Annotated in this window: 15 protein-coding genes and 1 pseudogene; 8 read left to right on the top strand and 8 right to left on the bottom strand. The window is 68.0% G+C overall.

Annotated elements, in window-relative coordinates:
* Window positions 1-248 precede the first annotated feature (248 nt).
* Window positions 249-1,049, bottom strand: a complete 801-nt coding sequence (locus AC56KW_RS04340; protein ID WP_497169506.1) for a LytR/AlgR family response regulator transcription factor — start codon at window positions 1,047-1,049, stop codon at window positions 249-251.
* On the bottom strand, window positions 1,046-2,137 hold the full coding sequence (locus AC56KW_RS04345; protein WP_497169507.1) for a sensor histidine kinase: 1,092 nt from the start codon (window positions 2,135-2,137) through the stop codon (window positions 1,046-1,048). The genes AC56KW_RS04340 and AC56KW_RS04345 overlap by 4 nt, the downstream gene beginning before the upstream one ends.
* Window positions 2,138-2,629: 492 nt before the next feature.
* Here AC56KW_RS04345 and AC56KW_RS04350 point away from each other — a divergent pair, with 492 nt between their 5' ends.
* Together AC56KW_RS04350 and AC56KW_RS04355 are read left to right on the top strand one after the other, a co-directional pair.
* The gene (locus AC56KW_RS04350; protein WP_497169508.1) at window positions 2,630-4,093 is read left to right on the top strand and encodes a M28 family peptidase; all 1,464 of its coding nucleotides are present in this window, start codon (window positions 2,630-2,632) and stop codon (window positions 4,091-4,093) included.
* A 61-nt stretch (window positions 4,094-4,154) separates the two neighbouring features.
* A complete protein-coding gene (locus tag AC56KW_RS04355; protein ID WP_497169509.1) occupies window positions 4,155-4,814 on the top strand; it encodes an MOSC domain-containing protein in 660 nt (219 codons plus the stop codon).
* Here the strand turns inward: AC56KW_RS04355 and AC56KW_RS04360 are convergent.
* A complete protein-coding gene (locus tag AC56KW_RS04360; RefSeq protein ID WP_497169510.1) occupies window positions 4,765-5,715 on the bottom strand; it encodes a DMT family transporter in 951 nt (316 codons plus the stop codon). The genes AC56KW_RS04355 and AC56KW_RS04360 overlap by 50 nt on opposite strands.
* 96 nt (window positions 5,716-5,811) lie before the next feature.
* On the opposite strand from AC56KW_RS04360, the pseudogene AC56KW_RS04365 reads away from it, so the two are divergent.
* The 3 genes and pseudogenes from AC56KW_RS04365 (at window position 5,812) to AC56KW_RS04375 (ending at window position 8,379) form a co-directional block, all read left to right on the top strand.
* A pseudogene (locus tag AC56KW_RS04365) lies at window positions 5,812-6,707 on the top strand (LysR substrate-binding domain-containing protein).
* A 110-nt stretch (window positions 6,708-6,817) separates the two neighbouring features.
* Window positions 6,818-7,207, top strand: a complete 390-nt coding sequence (locus AC56KW_RS04370) for a hypothetical protein (RefSeq protein ID WP_497169511.1) — start codon at window positions 6,818-6,820, stop codon at window positions 7,205-7,207.
* Window positions 7,208-7,353: 146 nt separating this feature from the next.
* Window positions 7,354-8,379: a DUF4380 domain-containing protein gene (locus tag AC56KW_RS04375; RefSeq protein WP_497169512.1), complete on the top strand. Its 1,026-nt coding sequence runs from the start codon at window positions 7,354-7,356 to the stop codon at window positions 8,377-8,379.
* 56 nt (window positions 8,380-8,435) lie between these two features.
* On the opposite strand, the gene AC56KW_RS04380 is transcribed toward AC56KW_RS04375, so the two are convergent.
* The 5 genes from AC56KW_RS04380 to AC56KW_RS04400 all read right to left on the bottom strand — a co-directional run bounded on the left by AC56KW_RS04380 (window position 8,436) and on the right by AC56KW_RS04400 (window position 14,129).
* Window positions 8,436-9,320 carry an SMP-30/gluconolactonase/LRE family protein gene (locus tag AC56KW_RS04380; RefSeq protein ID WP_497169513.1) on the bottom strand — a complete coding sequence of 295 codons (885 nt, stop codon included), beginning with the start codon at window positions 9,318-9,320 and terminating at the stop codon, window positions 8,436-8,438.
* A gap of 2 nt (window positions 9,321-9,322) precedes the next feature.
* Entirely contained in the window at window positions 9,323-10,717 is a 1,395-nt protein-coding gene (locus tag AC56KW_RS04385) for an MFS transporter (RefSeq protein WP_497169514.1), read from the bottom strand.
* A gap of 71 nt (window positions 10,718-10,788) precedes the next feature.
* Window positions 10,789-12,375 carry an aldehyde dehydrogenase (NADP(+)) gene (locus tag AC56KW_RS04390; protein ID WP_497169515.1) on the bottom strand — a complete coding sequence of 529 codons (1,587 nt, stop codon included), beginning with the start codon at window positions 12,373-12,375 and terminating at the stop codon, window positions 10,789-10,791.
* 2 nt (window positions 12,376-12,377) lie between these two features.
* Window positions 12,378-13,289 (bottom strand): 5-dehydro-4-deoxyglucarate dehydratase, encoded by a 912-nt coding sequence (gene kdgD, locus AC56KW_RS04395; protein ID WP_497169516.1) that lies wholly within the window; start codon window positions 13,287-13,289, stop codon window positions 12,378-12,380.
* A gap of 111 nt (window positions 13,290-13,400) precedes the next feature.
* Window positions 13,401-14,129 carry a FadR/GntR family transcriptional regulator gene (locus AC56KW_RS04400; protein WP_497169517.1) on the bottom strand — a complete coding sequence of 243 codons (729 nt, stop codon included), beginning with the start codon at window positions 14,127-14,129 and terminating at the stop codon, window positions 13,401-13,403.
* A gap of 178 nt (window positions 14,130-14,307) precedes the next feature.
* On the opposite strand from AC56KW_RS04400, the gene AC56KW_RS04405 reads away from it, so the two are divergent.
* From AC56KW_RS04405 to AC56KW_RS04415, 3 genes are all read left to right on the top strand, one after another.
* Window positions 14,308-15,045, top strand: a complete 738-nt coding sequence (locus AC56KW_RS04405; RefSeq protein WP_497169518.1) for a rhamnogalacturonan acetylesterase — start codon at window positions 14,308-14,310, stop codon at window positions 15,043-15,045.
* On the top strand, window positions 15,042-18,185 hold the full coding sequence (locus AC56KW_RS04410; protein ID WP_497169519.1) for a pectinesterase family protein: 3,144 nt from the start codon (window positions 15,042-15,044) through the stop codon (window positions 18,183-18,185). Before AC56KW_RS04405 ends, AC56KW_RS04410 begins: the two co-directional genes overlap by 4 nt.
* Window positions 18,186-18,301: 116 nt before the next feature.
* Window positions 18,302-19,000 (top strand): FadR/GntR family transcriptional regulator, encoded by a 699-nt coding sequence (locus tag AC56KW_RS04415; RefSeq protein ID WP_497169520.1) that lies wholly within the window; start codon window positions 18,302-18,304, stop codon window positions 18,998-19,000.
* Window positions 19,001-19,016: the final 16 nt, after the last annotated feature.

A 19,016-nucleotide genomic window follows, 5' to 3' on the forward strand; every position in this document is an offset into this window, starting at 1 on the left:
AGCTTTTTGAACCGGGGCGCCTTCACGATTCACTCCTATGGACGACGATAGGGGTTGGACCGCCGGGCAGCTCAACAGTTCAACGCTCATCCATATTTAACGTGTACATCGCCAATACCGATGACTGGATGGCCTGCCCGAGCGTTGATCTGGCACTGTCGATCGCCGGGGTCTCGATAGAACCATCCCGAGGGCGCGAGCGCCGAGGCATTGTTCGTCGCGGCGGTCGAGCAGCTGTTCGCTCGACGCTACATCTGCCTGAACAAATGCGCATACACCGGACTGACTCTGGGCTTGTCGGCCCTCCCGCGCAGATTCAGCGTCACTTTCCCCAGATCGTCACGCCCTGCACTCGTCACGCACGCCATATTGATCACCATGCTGCGGCTGACCTGCCTGAACTGGTCGGGGTCGAGCTGCGCCAGCAGATCCTTCAGCGGCACCCGGATCAAGGCCTCGCTGTCCGCCGTCGCCACGTTCACATACTTGTCGACCGCCTGGAAGAACACGACATCGGCCACTGGAATCATGCGCACCACATTGCCGACCGCCGCGCGAACGGTGGTCAGCCTGCAGGTCGCCGGCGCCGCCGGCAGCAGCGCCTGCAGCTGGCCGAGCAGCTGGCCGAGCGAATCCGCCCCCGGCAACGCGCTCGCAGGCGCGGTACGTGCATCCACCAGCACCCGCAGGCGCTCCACCGTCCTGGCCAGCCGCCCCGCACTCACGGGCTTGAGCACATAGTCGAGCGCCGCGCGCTCGAAGGCCTGGACCGCGTAGTCATCGAAGGCCGTTACGAACACGATGTGCGGAAACGGTTGCGGCCCCTCCCAGCGCTCGGCCAGTTCCTCGGCCGCTTCGAGGCCGGTCTGGCCGGGCATGCGGATGTCGAGGAACAGGATATCCGGACGCAGGGCCAGTCCCTGCTCCACCGCCGCCAGGCCGTTCGGCGCCGTGCCCACGATCTCCAGTTCGGGCCACAAGCCGTGCAGGGTCTTGGCCAGCGTGGCGGCAAGGATCGGTTCGTCTTCGGCAATCAGGGCGCGGATCATGCGGACATCTCCAGTGGAAGGGTCAATCGGGCCAGCGTACCTTGCGGTTCGGCCGCCAGCAGGAATAATGCGGCGCGCGCGCCGTGCAAGACTTCCAGGCGCTCGCGGGTCGTCGACACGCCCACCCCGCCGCCATGCGGCGACCATACCTGGCCGAGGCCGAGGCCTGTGTCGCGCACTTCGATCTCGAGCAGATCACCCGAGACGCTGGCGGTGACGACGACTTCGCCGCCATCGACCTTCGGCTCCAGGCCGTGCACGATCGCGTTCTCGACCAGCGGCTGCAGCAGCATCGTCGGCAGGCGCGCCGTCCGTAGTTCGCACGGCAATTCGAGGCGGTATGACAGGCGCTCGCCCATGCGCACGGCCATCAGGCCCAGGTAAGCCTCCATGGCGGCGAATTCCTGCTCGAGTGTCGTGGTCTCGGAGCGCGACACGCTCAGGGTGGCGCGCAGGTACTGGATCAACTGGTCGAGCATCTCGCTGGCGCGCTCCGGATCCAGGGCGATCAGTCCTTGCAGATTGGCCAGCGTATTGAACAACATATGTGGCTCGATCTGGGCCTGCAGCAGCCGCAGTTGCGACTGCAATGCCTGGCGCTCGACGATCTCGGCGCGCAGCCGGGCCTCGGCGTGATCTTCCTGGATGCGGCGCAAGCGCTCGCGGTTCATGACCAGCACCACCATCAGCGTGGTCCCAAGCAGCGTGAACAGGATCATGCTGATCCGCTCCACTGTGGGATATTCGGCCAGGGTCGGTGTACGGATGCCGAGCACCAGCCCGCCAAGTTGCAGGCCGCAGAAGTGCGCCACCGGCGACGCCGCCACGGCCAGCGCCAGGAAGGGAGCCCATTCGCGCACACCCCAGTCCGGCCGATCCCAGAACAGCAGGCGCCCCCCGTTGACCATGGTGAAGGAGATGATGCCGATCAGGATCGACACCAGCAGGTTCTCGAGGAATCGGCCGGAGACCAGGCTGATGAACGCGGCCAGCAGTGCGCTGATACCGATCGACAGCGGCAGGTCAGCCAGCAGGCGTCGCGAGCGCGAGAGCCGCCGGGGAAAGATGGGCAGGGTAAGGCTGGACATGCCGGCTGGCCTTTTCGACAGGAGGTAGGCCATTGTGCCCAGCACCCGCGCGCCCGGCAAGCCGGTGTGCGACGAATCGAACGGGCGGTGGAGCGAAACGGCCGCCGGATCGACCGAAGCCGCGCTCCCTGCGGCCTGGAAGCGGCAATCACCGTCGGCGAAACGACACGGGCGCGCGGACGGCCCTGGCTATGGCCGAACAGCGCGGTCGACGAATCCGCGATGGACGCTCGGCGCCCGGTTCATGCACGATGAAGCCGACGGCCGCCGGCGCCGGATGGATGCATGGGTACGGTGCCGCGAATGGGCCATGGCTGAATGATCGTGGAAATCCCGTGGAAGACGGATCAAACGGCTCTGGAAGGCCATGCGAAGCGAATAAAGACATACTGGCGCATCCAGGTCGCCCTGCAGAAGATCCGTGCAGCCGCGATTGACCGCCCTTGCCCAACCTGTCATATTGCCATTTTTTCCAGTCCAGGAAGCCATCGCATGCGCCATCTCGTCTCCGCCCTCAGTCTCAGCATCAGCCTCGCCCTCGCCGGCTGCGCGGTCCAGGCCGACGCTCCACGCGTCGCCGCACATGACACGCTCGCCGCCCGGATCTCGGCCGACTCGCTGCGCGGCCACCTGTCCTTCCTGTCATCCGACCTGCTCGAAGGCCGCGGCACGCCGTCGCGCGGCGTCGACCTGGCCGCCGAGTACATCGCGGCGCAGTTCCGGCGCGCGGGACTCGAAGCGGCCGGCGACGACGGCTACTACCAGAGCGCCAACTGGCAATACGCCAGGCGCGGCGAGAACGACATCGGTATCATGGTGACGGCGGGGGGCAGGACAATCGCCGTGCCACGCGGCGGCGCCTCGGCCAACTTCGTCGATCCGGTCACGCTCGAGAACACGCCGGCCGTGTTCATGCAATGGCAGGCGGCGCTCGACGACAAGAGCGCCGCCGATGGCAAGGTGCTGGTGGTGCCGGCGGCGGCGATTCCCGGCGCGGCCGGCGTGTTGCAGGCGAAGCTGCAAAGCAAGCCGGCGCTGATCGTGATGATCGACCGCGAGCGCCGCCATGGCCGCACCCAGGACGGCTGGCTGATCGATCCGGGCCAGCCGATGGTCAAGAACGGCCCGCCGGTCGTGCTCCTGCATGCGGCCGACATCGCGAGTTCGCTGGAACAAGGCGGCGCGAGCGTCGCCGCGAAGGTGGCGGCGCCGACCGTCACTCCGGTCAAGCTGCGCAATGTGATCGGCGTGCTGCGCGGCTCGGATCCGCAACTCAAGAACACCTACGTCATGCTCAGCGCCCACTACGACCACCTGGGCATGCGCGACGGCGAAGTCTTCAACGGCGCCAACGACGATGGCAGCGGCACCGTTTCGGTGATCGAGATCGCCGCCGCCATGGCGGCGCAGAAGGAGCGCCCGCGCCGCAGCGTCGTGTTCGTCGCCCTGTTCGGCGAAGAGCTGGGCCTGCTCGGCTCGCGCTACTATGCCAAGAATCCGGTGTTCCCGCTGAAGGATACCGTGATGAACCTGAACCTCGAGCAGTTGGGCCGCACCGACGACAGCGAGGGCCCGCAAGTGAGTTCGGCGACCATGACCGGCTACGATTACTCGACCGTGGGTACGACCCTGCAGCGCGCCGGCGAGCGCACCGGCATCCGTTTCTGGAAGCATCCCACCAATAGCGACCGCTATTTCGCGCGCAGCGACAACCAGGCGCTGGCCGATGCCGGCGTGCCGGCCCACACCCTGTGCGTGGCCTTCGGCTTTCCCGACTACCACGGCAAGGACGACACCTGGGACAAGATCGACTACGACAATATGGCGCGCGTGAACCGCATGATCGCCGTCGCCCTGCGGGATATCGCCAACGATCCGGCCAAGCCCGAATGGACCGACGTGCCTAACGCCGCCAAGTACCGCGAAGCGGCGCGCGCGCTGCACGCGGCGCAGTAAGGTGATCGCCGCCCTGTCGATCCGCCATCCAGGCGAGCCCTCGCCGGTTCGGGTCGACAGCATGCGGCTCATCGCGGACAGCGGCGCCGAGGGCGACCGCCATCTCGACCCGCTGTCCCCGCGCCAGTTGCTGCTGGCCTCCAGGTCCAGCTACGCCGCCCTCGCGCTGGCGCCGCAGGCGCTGCGCGAAAACCTCCTGCTCGACGACGACTTGGGCCATCTGCCTTCGGGGACCGTGCTGCGGATCGGCGCCGTCGCGCAGGTGCGCCTGATGTTCGCCTGCGAAGCCTGCGGGCGGCTCGACCTGCAGGGCAAGCGGCTGGCGGCCAGGATCGGCGCCATGCGCGGCATCCTGGCGCGCGTCGTCGAGGGTGGGGTCATTCGTCCGGGCGACCCGGTCCGCGATCTCGGCCAACGCTTTGCGTCGTGGTCCGACGACTGGCGCCAGCGCGTCGCCCAGGTGCTCGACGCCGCTCCGCCGGGCACCGTGATCGACTACGCGCAACTGGCGCGCCTGGCCGGCATCCAGTCCAGCTATTGCCGCGCCTTTCCGCGTCTTCTGCGCGCGCTGGGTCCCGTTTATGCGGACAAGGCCGTCCCGGCACGCGGCGCGCCTTCAAGCCCCCGCTGGATGGGTGCCGGGCTGTTCGACCGTGAGCGGGCCGACGGCGTCAGGCCCGCGCCGCCGCCTGCGTGGCAGGCGCCTTCGGGGCCGGCCTGAGCCGCGCGACACCCAGGATCACCAGCGCCAGGCCGCCCAGCTGGTACGCCGACAACGGTTCGCCCAACAGCAGCCACGACGCAAACACGGTCAGCACCGGGCCGAGGTTCCCCACCGCCGCCGCCTGCGCCGCTCCCATGCGCTGTATCGCCAGCGCCAGCCAGTAGATCGGCAAGGCGGTAGAAACTACCGCCATCAAGCCGCCATTGAGCCAAACCGCCGCCGGCAGCGCCGGCAACGCGGCCACGTCGCCGGCCGCCAGGAAGTGCGCCAGCACGAACGCGCACGAGGCGCTGCCGGCCAACCCTGCCAGGCGCATGGAACCGATTCGCGTCACGAGCGCGCCGGTGCCGAGGTAGTACAAGGCATAGGTCACGGCGCTGGCGAATACCCAGGCCGATCCCACCATCACCTCATGGCTCCAGCCACTCACCCGCAGGTCGTGCACGAAACCGATGCCCAGGCCGGCGTAGCAGATGGCCAGCGCCTGCAGGGTGCGACCGGACGGCGGCTTGCGGGTCAGGCACACCTGGAACAGCAGCACCAGGGTCGGATACAGGTAGAGGATCAGGCGTTCCAGTCCGGCCGTGATCGTTTCCAGTCCGTAGAAGTCGAACAGGCTAGCAAGGTAGTAGCCCAGGAAGCCCAGCACCGCGATATGGACGCCGTCCTTGAGCGACAGCGGCGCGGCCCGCGGGTCGCGCGCGCGCCATGCCAGCCACACGAACAGCTGCAGCGCGCAGCCCATGCGCAGGGCCAGCAGGGTCAGCGCGTCGACCGGCGCCGCAGCGTACCCCAGCTTGACGAACACCGCCTTCATGCTGAAACCGGCGGCGGCCAGGACCGCGTGCAGGCGGCCATCCTGCGACCAGCGCCGGAGGCGGGTTTGGGAAGAATTCATGACAAGGCGTGAAGATGAAAGTCTTATTCTGCCGCGAAACCGGCCGCGCTAGCATGCGTCAATCGTGGACCCGGCCTTCGCGCTTCGAGAATCCCCATGCATATCGACCTCACCGATCTTCGCCTCCTGCTGGCCATCGCCGATGCCGGAAGCCTGAGCAAGGCCGCCGGGCGCTTCCCGATCGCCCTGTCGGCGGCCAGCAACCGCCTGCGTGGTGTCGAGGAAGATTGCGGCATTGTCGTCTTTGCCCGTGCGGCCGGCGGCATGGCGCCGACGCCGGCTGGCCGCTTCATCCTGGAGCGCGCCGCGCGCGTGGTGAACGAGGTCGAGCAACTGTGCGCCACCGTGCGCGAGCTGCGCGAGCTGCGCGGCCCGCAGCGCGGCGCGGTGCGTCTGGCCGGCACCACGGTGGCGATCAGCACCTTTCTGCCCGCCGCCCTGGGCGTGTTCCTGGCCGACCGCCCGGAGGTCGACCTGCAGCTCGACGAGCGCACCAGCCGCGACATCCTGCAGGCGGTGCGCGAGCGAGAGATCGACATCGGCATCCTCGACGGCAATGTGGCGACCGGCGACGTGATTTCGCTGCCGTTTCGCACCGACCGCCTGGTACTGCTCGTGCCGCACGGCCACCGGCTGGCCGAGCGCCCCGCCACGCGTCTGCGCGACGCCTTCGAATTGCCTTCGTGTGCCTGCCGGCCGTACGGCCGATGCAGCACTTCATGAGGCGCGCGCGGTCCAGAGCGAATCGCCCGCTCAAGATAAGGGTGGGGGCGCCCAGCTTCGACGCCATCGCCCAGCTGGTCGCGCAGGACGGCGGCATCGCGATGCTGCCCGAGGCCGCTGCCGGCCGCTTCGCTCGCGAGCTGCCGGTCGGGATCGTACTGCTCGGGGATACCTTGGCCAACCGGGAACTTCGGGTGTGCTTCGCCGATCCGGCGACGTCGACGCCCCATGCAGAGTTGTTGCTACGTTATCTAGCGCACAGCCGATGAGTAATGGAAATGTTTTAATGCTCCTGTCGCGCACGATTGCGGTCGTGGCGAGTCAAACAATTAGCAACAGGTGTAAGCTAAACGACAACACTTATTTAAAGGAGCACACCATGAAATCCACCATCGCCCTCTCCGCCATCGTGCTGTCCGTCGCCGTGCTGGCAACCGGCTGCAACAAGAACGACAATATGGGCCCTGCTCAAGAAGCCGGCGCCGCCGTCGACAACGCAGGCCGCGCAGTTGCCGAAGAAACCCGTGAAGGCGTGGCTGCTGCCGACGCCGCTGCCGAACGCGCGGGCGACCGCATCGACGCCGCCGGCGACCGCGCCGCCGCCGCCGCCGACCGTGCTGGCGACCGTATCGACAACGCTACCGCCGAAGTCCGCCAGGAATCGCGTGAAGCCGCCGCCGAAGCCAAGGATGCCGCGAGCGACGCCACCGCCGCTGCTGGCCGCAGCGTAGAACGCGCCGGCGAAAAAATGCAGGACGCTTCGAAGTAATCGCCAGCGTCTCCAGTTACGGCAAGCCGCGAAACCGGGTGACCGGTGTCGCGGCTTGTTTGCGCTCGGTGTGCGTTGGCGCCTCGCCATACGTCACCCTCCTCTGCTATGCTGGAACGCCCAACGACCAGCGAGCGCCTGCCTCCATGCCCCGTCCGTCCCAGTCATTCCCGGCCCTCGGCCTTGCCTGCCTGGCCGTCGCCGCAAGCGCATCCGCGCAACTGCCCAGCCACCGCGTCGACAATGGCGTCGTCCAGGCACGCGTCTCCGAAATGGCCGGCGGCCGCCTGCTGTCGTTTGCGCTCGCGGGCCAGCCCAACTTCCTGCTGGTCGACGAGGGGGCAGGCGACCCCGAGGCGGCGCCGGACGCGCATTCCGGCCATGTCCGCTATCAAGGCCATGAAGTCTGGATTGGACCGCAGCGCGAATGGTGGGTGCACCAGGATCTGAATCCGGCGCGCGCCGTGGCGAAGGCCAGCTGGCCGCCGGACCCCTGGCTGAGCCTCGCCAGGTACACGCTGGTCAAGCGCCAGCCAGGCGCGATCACGCTCGACAGTCCGGCCAGCCCGGTGTCAGGCATCCAGCTGCGCAAGCGCTACGCCCTGGTGGCGGACCGGCCGAACAGCCTGCGGCTGGACGCCGAGGCCACCAACCGCAGCGCGAAAGTGGCAGGACGCGATATCTGGTTCAACACGCGCGCGCCTGCACGCACGTGGGCATATGTGCCGGTGGCGGCGCAAGACGACATCCGGATCGAGCCGGCCGGCGCACTGCAGACCACCTTGCATGCCGGCCTGCTGTCGCTCGACCTGCCGGCGCCGGGACAGGCGCCGCGCAAGGGCAAGCTGTTCGCCCAGCCTTCAAGCGGTTGGCTGGCGGCCTTTCGCGAGGGTCAAGTCCTGGTGATCGGGTTCACCCACCAGCCGCGCGCCGCGATCCATCCGGCCCAGGGCCAGGTCGAGCTGTATCAGGACGTGGATCCGGGTGCGTCGGGCCAGGGCATGCTGGAGCTGGAGGTGCACGCGCCCTATGTCGAACTGGCGCCTGGCCAGACGATGAAGGCGTCGGAGCTGTGGACCATCCTGCCCTATGACGGTCCCGCGAGCCGCGCCGCGCATGTGGATTTTCTGCGCCGCCATGCGGCCCAGCTGGGAATCTCGATTACCCCTTAGGGTGGACGGCAAGGCGTCCACCCCGCGACGCGCCGGCGTGAAGTCGCCGGGTTCGGTCAGGTCGCGAACGGCGTCTCCGCCACGCCCCTCACACCAGGCCGCAGCAGCACCACGGCGCCCGCATCGCCCCCCGTCCCCGGATCGATCGACGTCACCAGCAGCATATCGAGATCCGGCCCGCCAAACGCGCACATCGACGGCTTCGCCATGGGCAGCTCCAGTTCGCGATCGAGCTTGCCCTGCGGGGTATAACGCTGCACCACGCCACCATCGTTGGCGCAGGTCCAGTAGCAGCCGTCGGCGTCGACGGCGGCCCCGTCCGGCCGCCCCTTCTGACCACCGAGGTCGAGGTACACCCGTTCCCCGTGCGGCAGGCCGGCGTCGATGTCGTAGTCATACGCCCACACCATGCGGCGCTGCGGATGCGAGTCGGACAGGTACATCGTCTCGCCGCCAGGTGACCAGGCCAGCCCGTTCTGGGTCAGCATATTCGACACCACCGGACCATGCAGGCCGTCGCGGGCGGCGTAGCGATACAATCCGCCGACCGCGCGCGCGGCCCCCATGTCCATGAACATGGTGCCGCTCCAGAAGCGCCCCTGGCGGTCGCAGCGGCCGTCGTTGAAGCGCATCCCTTCGCCCAGTTCGGCCAAGGGCGGCGCATCCAGCCGGTGCGCCGCCACCGTGCCGTCATCCTTCAGGTCCAGGTGGAAAATGCCGGTCTCCATGCCCGCGATCAGCCCGCCGCCGCTGTGTGCGGCGATGCAGGCCGCCATCTCCGGCGCCAGCCAGCGGCGCAGTTCCCCGCTGGCGTGGTCCAGTCGCCAGATACGGCGCGCGGGAATGTCGACCCAGTACCAGGCCTGCTGCCCCGCATGCCACATCGGGCTTTCACCGGTCGCGCAGTGCACGCCGGCGATGATTTCCATTTCCGTCGACATGCTTACAGATCCTTGATTTCGCGGTGCCGCGGCACCAGGGCTTTCATGACGCACCAGGCGACCAGGTAGGCCAGCGCGCAGATCGAGAACATGATCATGTAACCGGTCGACAGTTGGCCCAGCGCGCCGTAGTAGTCGAACAGCCAGCCGCCGAGCTTGGTCAGCAGTACGCCGCCCAGGCCGCCGGCCATGCCGCCGATGCCGACTACCGAGCCGATGCTGTGTTTCGGGAACATGTCCGAGACAGTCGTAAACAGGTTGGCCGACCAGGCCTGGTGGGCCGAGGCGCCGACGCCGATCAGGATCACCGGAATCCAGAAGCCCAGGTAGCCCAGCGGCTGCGCCAGCAGCACGACCAGCGGGAACAGTGCGATCAAGAGCATGGCGCGCATGCGGCCATGATAGATATCGGCGCCGCGGTTGAGGAAGTAGGTCGGCAGCCAGCCGCCGCCGATACTGCCCACCATCGTCATGCTGTACAGGACCGCCAGCGGCAGGATCATCTCGGTCGCCGACAGGGCGTATTGCGCCGACATGTACTTCGGCAGCCAGAACAGGAAGAACCACCACACGCCGTCGGTCAGGAATTTACCGGCGACGAAGGCCCAGGTCTGGCGGTAGCCGAGCAGCTTGAACCACGAACCCTTGGCGACCTTGGTGTTGTCGACCGCCGCCGGCGCGACGCCGGCGTCGCTGTTGATATAGGCCAGTTCGGCCGCGCCCACCCGGTGCGAGCGTTCCGGCACCTCGTACAGCCAGATCCAGGCGCCCATCCAGAGGAAGCCGATGGCGCCGATCACGATGAAGGCCGCCTGCCAGCCCCATACCTCGGCGATCACCGGCACCGTCAGCGGCGCCAGGATGGCGCCGACATTGGCGCCCGAGTTAAAGATGCCGGTCGCGAACGAGCGCTCGCGCTTGGGGAAGTACTCGGCGGTGGCCTTGATCGCGGCCGGGAAATTTCCCGCTTCGCCAACGGCGAGGATCGCGCGGCCGATCATGAAGCCCGCGATCGAGACCGGCACCACGGCCAGCCCGATGGAAGTAAACACGGTGTTGACCGCCTCGCCGATCCAGATCGCGTAGGCGTGGGCGATGGCGCCGAGCGACCAGACCACGATCGCGAGCACATAGGCGCGCTTGGTGCCCATGCGGTCGATCACGCGGCCGGCGAACAGCATCGAGATCGCATATACGAACTGGAAGGTGGCGGCGATGTTCGCGTAGTCGGTGTTGGACCAGCCGAACTCGCTGGACAACATCGGCGCGAGCAGGCTCAGGACCTGGCGGTCCAGGTAATTGATGGTGGTGGCGAAGAACAGCAGCGAGCAGATCGTCCAGCGATACTTGCCCACCACCGATTGTGCCGGTGCGAGGTCGATGACTTGCTGATTCATGGTGATCAGTTCTTTACATGTTAAACAGCCGGCGTCTCCCCCGGCTGGTATTGCGATAAAAGCTTAAGGCGTTACGCTTTCCCTCCAGCCTGCAAGGTTCCGTCCAGCAGGCGCGCCAGGCCCAGCGGATTGTCGTCGCGCAGCGCTTCCGGCAGCAGGTCGGCAGGGACGTTCTGGTAGCACACCGGCCGCAGGAAGCGGTCGATGGCCGAGGCGCCTACCGAGGTGCTGCGACTATCGCTGGTGGCCGGGAACGGACCGCCATGGACCATGGCGTGCGCCACTTCGACGCCGGTCGGGAAACCGTTGAACAGGACACGGCCCGCCTTGCGTTCCAGGATGGTCAGGAGCGAACCGGCCAGCGCGTGGTCTGCCGACTGCGCGTGGACGGTGGCGGTGAGCTGGCCATGCAAATGCTCGGCGGCCTCGAGCAGTTGCCCGGCGTCCTTGAAGCGCACCAGCACCGCGGCCGGGCCGAACACTTCGTCTTCCAGCGCCGCATTGCCGAGATAGGTGCCGGCATCGCATACATACAGTGCGGCGCGCGCCGCGCAGCCCGTGCCCTCTGCGGCCCCCTGGGCCACCAGCTGCAGGCCCTCGACCTGGTCGAACCTGGCCACGCCGGTGTTGTAGGCCTGGTGGATGCCGGCGGTCAGCATGGTGCCGGCGCCCTTGCCCGCCAGCGCTTCGCCGGCCGACTTGACGAACGCGTCCAGGTCAGGGCCCTCGAGCGCGAACACCAGCCCCGGGTTGGTGCAGAACTGGCCGACGCCGAGGGTCAGCGAATCGACGAAGCCCTGGGCCAGCGCCGCGCCGCCGGCCTGCAGCGCGCCTGGCAGCAGGAACACCGGATTCACGCTGCTCATCTCGGCGTAGACCGGGATCGGTTCATCGCGACCGGCCGCGGTGCGCATCAGCGCGGTGCCGCCCTGGCGCGAACCGGTGAAGCCGACCGCCTTGATGGCGCGATGGGACACCAGTTGCTGGCCAATGGTGCGGCCGTCGCCATACAGCATCGAGAACACGCCTTCCGGCATGCCGGATTCTTTCGCGGCTTGCTGGACGGCGCGGCCGACCAGTTCCGAGGTGCCGGGGTGGGCGGCGTGCGCCTTGACCACCACCGGGCAGCCGGCGGCCAGTGCAGAGGCAGTGTCGCCACCGGCAACCGAGAACGCCAGCGGGAAGTTACTGGCACCGAACACGACCACCGGGCCGAGGCCGATCTTGCGCAGGCGCAGGTCGGGGCGCGGCGGTGTGCGATCCGGCAGGGCGCTGTCGACCGTCGCATCCATGAAGTAACCGTCGCGCACGACCTTGGCGAACAGGCGCAGCTGGGTCACGGTGCGCATCCGCTCGCCTTCGAGGCGCGCCTGCGGCAGGCCGGTTTCGAGCATTGCGCGCTCGATCAGTTCCGGGCCGACGGCCAGGATCTGTTCGGCGATCGCCTCCAGGAAGCGCGCACGCTGCTCGAGCGGCAGCGCGCGGTACGGATCGAAGGCTTGCGCCGCCAGCGCGCAGGCGCGCTCGACGTCGTCGCCGGTCGCCTGGCCGAAGCCCGGCTCCAGGTCGGCGCGGGTGGACGGGTTGAAACCGAAGGCCTCGCCGCCCGTGCCGCGCACGCACTGCTGGCCGATGATCATTTCACCGAGAATCGTCATGATCACAGCACCCCGTTCTTCTTCAGCAGGTCGAGCAGCATCTGGTCTTCTTCCGCGGTCAGGTCGGTCAGCGGCGGACGCACCGGACCTGCGCCGTGGCCGACCAGGCGCGCGCCGGCCTTGACGATGCTGACGGCATAGCCGGCCTTGCGGTTGCGGATCTCGAGGTAAGGCAGGAAGAACTCGTCGATCAGGCGGTTGGTGGTCGCGAAGTCGTCGGCGGCGGTGGCGTGGTAGAAGTCCATCGCCAGCTGTGGCACGAAGTTGAATACGGCCGACGAGTAGACCGGGGTACCCAGGGCTTTATAGGCGCCTGCGTACACTTCGGCGGTCGGCAGGCCGCCCAGGTAGCTGAAGCGGTCGCCCAGGCGACGCCAGATCGACACCATCAGTTCGATGTCGCCATTGCCGTCCTTGAAGCCGATCAGATTCGGGCAACGGTCGGCCAGCTTCTCGAGCGAGTCGGGCGTCAAGCGGCAATTGGCGCGGTTGTAGACCACGACGCCGATCTTGACCGAGCGGCACACCGCTTCGACGTGGGCGATCAGGCCGTCCTGGCTGGCTTCGGTCAGGTAGTGTGGCAGCAGCAGCAGGCCCTTGGCGCCCTGGCGCTCGGCTTCCTGTGCATGGGCGATGGCGGTGCGGGTGGGGCCGCCGCAGCCGGCCAGGATCGGCACCACGCCGGCGCAGGTCTCGACCGCGGTCTTGACGATCTGGCCGTACTCTTCGCCGTGCAGCGAGAAGTATTCGCCCGTGCCGCCAGCGGCGAACAGCGCGGTCGCGCCGAACGGCGCCAGCCATTCCAGGCGGGCGGCGTAGCCTTTCGGATCGAACTCGCCCTGCGCGTCGAAGTCGGTGATCGGGAAGGACAGCAGGCCGTGCGACAGGACTTGCTTGAGTTCGTTTGGTTGCATGCTAATGGTCTCCATGGGTCTAGTGTTGGACAACAAGGTAGTGCGATGAAGCAGTTGTAAGTCATCGTACAACCTAAGATGCGCAACCGCAAGCAAAAACTGCTTGAATTGTCAGTTCAGCGTCGCTTCCAAGCGGCGCTGGGCCTGCACCAGGCGTTCGCGGCTGTTGGAGAGATGGGTGCGCATCGCCGCGCGCGCCGCTTCGGCATCGCGACGTTCGATGGCGCGGAAGATGTCGTCGTGCTCGCGGTTGACGCGCTCGAGGAAATCGGCCGGCTTGTCCTGCTCCAGCTTGGGTGTATCCAGGCGCGCACGGGGAATGATCGCATTGCCCAGCTGCTCGAGGATGTCGACGAAATAGCGGTTGCCGGTCGCTTGTGCGATCAAGAGGTGGAAGCGCTTGTCGGCTTCCACCGCCGACCTGCCCTCGGCCATCGCGCGCTGCATCTCGAACAGCGCGGCGGCCAGTTCGTCGACCTGGTCTTCACTGCGGCGGCCCGCCGCCAGGCCCGCCGTTTCGGTCTCGACACCGATGCGCAGCTCGAGGATCGACAGCACATCGCGCAAGGTCAGGATGTTTTCCGCGTCGAACCCGAGCCCGGACTGCTGGCGCTCGATCACGAAGGTGCCGATGCCGTGCCGGGTCTGCACATACCCTGCCGCCTGCAGGTGCGAGATCGCCTCGCGCACCACGGTGCGGCTAACCCCGTGCTGGGCCATCAGCGACGATTCGGTCGGCAACTTGTCACCCGGCTTGAGCATGCCCTGGCGGATGGTGCCACTGATGTGTTCGACGACACCTTGGGCGAGGTTGCGGTGCTTGCGCTGGGGAAAAGTCATGGGTAATTCGACTGTGGACAGGATGCAGGAATTATACGCGAACGAATACGCGGCGGACATCTTGGTTGTCTGACATCTTATGTGCAGTCTCGGCCTCATCGATATCTGGTTGAGCCGCCTTGCTAAAGCGGCCCGACCAAATTAGAATCGGCCTCATTAGAACCAGACAGGAGACTCTATGCAGCTCATTCGTTCCATCCCCATCCTTGCGCTGCTGGCAGCGGGCACGGCCTGGTCGGCGCCGGCTGCGCACGATCGCCTGATCCTCGTCGGCGACTCGACGATGGCCAGCAGCACTGGCTATGGCGATGCGCTGTGCGCCCGCCTCACTCCCGAGACCGCCTGCCTGAACCTGGCGCGCGGCGGGCGCAGTTCCGGCAGCTTCCGGGCCGAGGGCCGCTGGGACGAGGTAAGCGACCTGCTGCGCGATGCGACCGACTACCGCCGCACCTATGTGCTGATCCAGTTCGGCCACAATGACCAGCCAGGCAAGCCGGGACGCTCCACCGACTATGCGACCGAGTTCCCTGTCAACATGACGCGCTACGTCGAGGAAGCCCGTGCGCTGGGCGCCATCCCGGTGCTGGTGACCCCGCTCACGCGCCGCAGCTTCAAGCAAGGCTATGTGCAGAACGACCTGGCGCCCTGGGCCGGTACGGTGCGCCAGGTCGCCGCCAGCACCGGCGCCCCGCTGGTCGACCTGAACGCACTCTCGCTCGCGGCCGTCCAGGCCATGGGGCCCAAGGAAGCGGACAAGCTGGCCCGCGCTGGCGCCAATTTCGACCACACGCACGTCGGAGCGCTGGGCGCGCAGCGCTTCTCCGAGATCGTCGCGCGCGAGCTGGTGCGGCAAGTCCCGGCCCTGGCGCCGGCATTCGCAGGCGCCAGGGCCACCGGCGTCCGGAGAGCGCGATGAACGCCGCCGCCGCGGCGATCGCCCTGGCCTTGCTGGCGTCTCCGCCCTCCCTCGCGGCCAGCCACCCGCCCGTCCCGTACGCCGAGCGCCAGCACGCGCCACCGGACGGCTGGGCCGCGCAACAAGGCGGCACCCACGGCGGCGCCCGCGCCACCCCTGACCAGGTGTATACAGTGGCCAACCGCGCGCAGCTGCTGGCGGCCCTGGCGGCGCCGGCCGCGGCCCGCATCGTCCGGGTGGCGGCGACAATCGACATGAGCGAAGGCCGGCCTTTCCGCGACCACGCCGACCAGGCGCTGCGCGGCGCCGTGCGCATTCCGTCGAACACCACGTTGATAGGTGTCGCCCCGGGCGCAGGATTCGTCAATGGGAGCCTGTTCATCACCAGCGTCGAGCAGGTGATCGTGCGCCACCTGGCAATCCGCAATCCCTGCGACGTCAGCCCGCAATGGGATCCGCGGGACGGCGCCAGGGGCAACTGGAACTCGGAATTCGACGGCATCACGGTACGCGACGCGCGCCACGTCTGGATCGACCACAACAGCTTCACCGACGCGCCCGACACCGACGACCGCGCTCCGATCGAGAACGGCCAGCGCAAGCAGTGCCACGACGGAGCACTGGACATCACCCAGGGTTCGGACCTCGTCAGCGTCACCTACAACCGCTTCGCCCAGCACGAGAAGAACATGCTGATCGGCGCCGGCGATCGCGTCACCAGCGACCAGGGACGGCTGCGGATCACGCTCAAGGGCAATCTGTTCGAGCACGTGGCCGAGCGTGCGCCGCGTGTCCGCTATGGCCAGGTGCACCTGCTGAACAACTATTATGTCGGCGAGCGCGGACGGGCGGTCTATGGCCACGGCTACAGCATCGGTGTAGCGCACGCCGCGCGCCTGCTGTCGGACGCGAACGCCTTCGACGTGGCCGGGGCGAGCAGTTGCGAGCAGCTGGTACGCGATCCTGCGCGCAGCCCCGGCGTCTTCGTCGACAATGGTTCGCTGCTCAATGGCCAGCCGCTGGCGGCCTGCCCGCACGGCGGCGACGCCGGCTGGCGCGTCCCCTATACCTACACCGCGCTGCCGGCACTCCAGGTGCCCGACCACGTACGCGCGAACGCCGGAGCGCGTCCGGTCGCCAGCGAAGCCGCTGGCGGAGTCGTCGAGGCGCGCATCATCCCGGCGCCGGGAGCGCCCTTCGTGCTGCGTGCACGGCGCCAGGCCAACGGCGACTGGCAGGGGGCCAGCCTCCAGCTGATTGACGGCGGAAAGACGCTTCAGGTCGAACTGCTCTCTGCGCGCGGCCCAAAGGTGGAACGCTTGAGACAGGTGCGGCGCCGGACCGTCCCCACCGACCTGCCCCTGGTGCTGGGGTTCGCCGCCCACGCCGGCCAGCTGACGGCCCTGGTCGACGGCGAACGGGTGACCAGCGCGCTGGCCGACCTGCACGGCGCCGTGCAGCCACTCGACTGGGAGCCGGCCGCGCACCTCCTGCTTGACCTCAGGACCAGCGCCGCCGATGCCGAACCTGCCCGCCTGACCGCCCGGGTCGCGCAACAGCGCATCCTGTTGCAGGCCGGCGATCCGGCCGAGATCGTACCCATCGGCGCCAGCGCCGGCTTCGCGGCGGCTGTCGACGATCCGCGCATCGCGACCGCCGACGTGGTCGACGGCGCCGTGCGGGTGACGCCGCTCGCCCCCGGCCGCACTGCGCTGACGGTGCGCGGCGCCAGCGACCCGTGGGCCCAGACCAGCTTCGCGGTCGTGGTGGGCCAGCAGTTCATCGCGCCGCGCGTCGGCCCGGTCGCCACCCGTCCCGCGGCCGGCGAGCGTGGCGTGCCGCCCGATACCCACCTGCGCCTGGCCGTACCAGCCGGCGCCGCGCTCAGTGGCGAAGGCAGCATTCGGGTTGTGCGCAAGCGCGATGGCCAACTGGTCGCCGTGATCCGTCCTGGCGAGACGGTTGCCGCCATCGGCCCGGCGCCACGCCAGCGGCTCGTGCGCCGGCACGACGTGCAGATAGTCGACGGCGAATTGCGCGCGCTCCTGCCGCAGGCGCTCGAGTACGATACCGAGTACGAAGTGCTGGCCGAGGCGCGGCTGGTGAGCGGAGGCGGTTTCCGCGGCGCGCACTGGCGCTTTCGCACGACGCCCCACCGCCCGGCTGGCGACAGCGTGACAGTGGCTGGCGCGGGACGCGCGAATTTCCGCACCGTACAGGGCGCGCTCGACTACGCCATGTCCCTGCCGCGCGCAAAGCCGATCACGATCAACGTCCACGAAGGCGTGTACGCCGAACTGCTGTACCTGCGCGACAAGGACAACGTCACCGTGCGCGGCGCCAGCCGCGAAGCGACGGTCATCCGCGCCGCCAACAGCGACACCCTCAATCCGGGATCCGGCACCGGCCAGATGCCCGGTTCACCTGGGCTGCTCGGCGGCCGCGCGCTGTTCCTGGCCCAGGACAGCGACCTGCTCGACCTGCGCGACATCGCTTTGCACAACAGCACGCTGCGCACCGATGGCCATTCGCCGCAGGCAGAGACACTGTACTTCAGCAGCCGCGACGGGCGCCTGACGGTACGTAACGCCCACTTCCTCAGCGAGCAGGACACCCTCCAACTGACGGGTTATGCCTGGTTCCACAAATCGCTGGTGGAAGGCAATGTCGACTTCATCTGGGGCAACAATCGTGCGACGCTGTTCGAGGACAGCGAGATTCGCAGCATCGGTGACAGCGCCCGTCCGGACAGCGGTGGCTATATCATGCAGGCGCGCACCATCGGCCCCGCCGAACCGGGCTTCATCTTCCTGCGCTCGCGCCTGACCCGCGGCCCCGGTCCCGCCGGCAACCTGCCTGCGGACGGCAGCGCCTACCTCGCGCGCTCGCCGGGCACCGCGAACACCTGGGACCACGTCGCCTTCATCGACTGCGATATCGGCCCCCATATCGCGGCCGACGGCTGGCTGCGAAGGCCGGCCCCGACTCCGCGCGAGGGCGGGTGGCGCGAATACGGCAACCGGGGTCCCGACGGCCAGCCGCGCAGCTACGGCGGGTTCATGCTCGATCCCGAACAGGCGGCACGCCTGTCGCGCCGCGCTGCGGTGTTCGCGGCGCGTGGCTGGAACCCGCAACCCTGAGGAGCGCACCCGACTGGCGACAATATTTACTTAGTCCACTTGCAACATTCAGCATACCAACGCTAAGATTCGCTAGTTTTGGCAACGATTGCCATTTATCCAGGACGAACCGATCGATGAAGAAGACCCCAGCGCTGAATGAAGCAAGCACCAACGAGCCGCGGCTGTATCGGGTCGTGTCGGCCAAGATCGAGGAACTGATCCGCGCCGAGAACATCCGCGCCGGCGAGCGCCTGCCGGCCGAGCGCGAGCTCGCCGCCAAGCTCGGCGTCAGCCGCACCTCGCTGCGCGAAGCCTTGATCGCGCTCGAACTGGGCGGCAAAGTGGAGGTGCGCGGCGGCTCCGGGGTGTATGTCAGCGAGGACGTGGCGCCGCAGGCGCCCGTGCCGACCGCCGGCCCCGGCCCATTCGAGGTGCTGGCGGCGCGGCGCCTGATCGAGGTCGAAGTCGCCGCGCTTGCCGCCAAGCATGCCAGCGACTCGGCAATCGATGCGATCCTGCTTGCCGTCGAAGAGATGGAGCAGCACCACGAAGATCGCAGCGGCAACGAATCAGCCGACCGCAACTTCCACCTGGCGATTGCGCGCGCCACCGGCAACAGCGCGATGGTCGGCGTGATCGAATACCTGTGGAGCCAGCGTGGTTCGCTTTGGCACAAGCTGAAAGAACATTTCCAGACCGAAGACCTGCGCCAGCAGACGCTGATCGACCACCGCAACATCTTCGCCGCCATCGCCGCGCACGACGTCGCCGGTGCGCGCCAGGCCATGCGCGCCCACCTCGACCGCGTCACCCGCACCTTCTCGCGCGGCTGAGTTTTCCGCCCGGCCT

It is taken from the genome of Telluria sp. RT2P19, assembly GCF_059685725.1.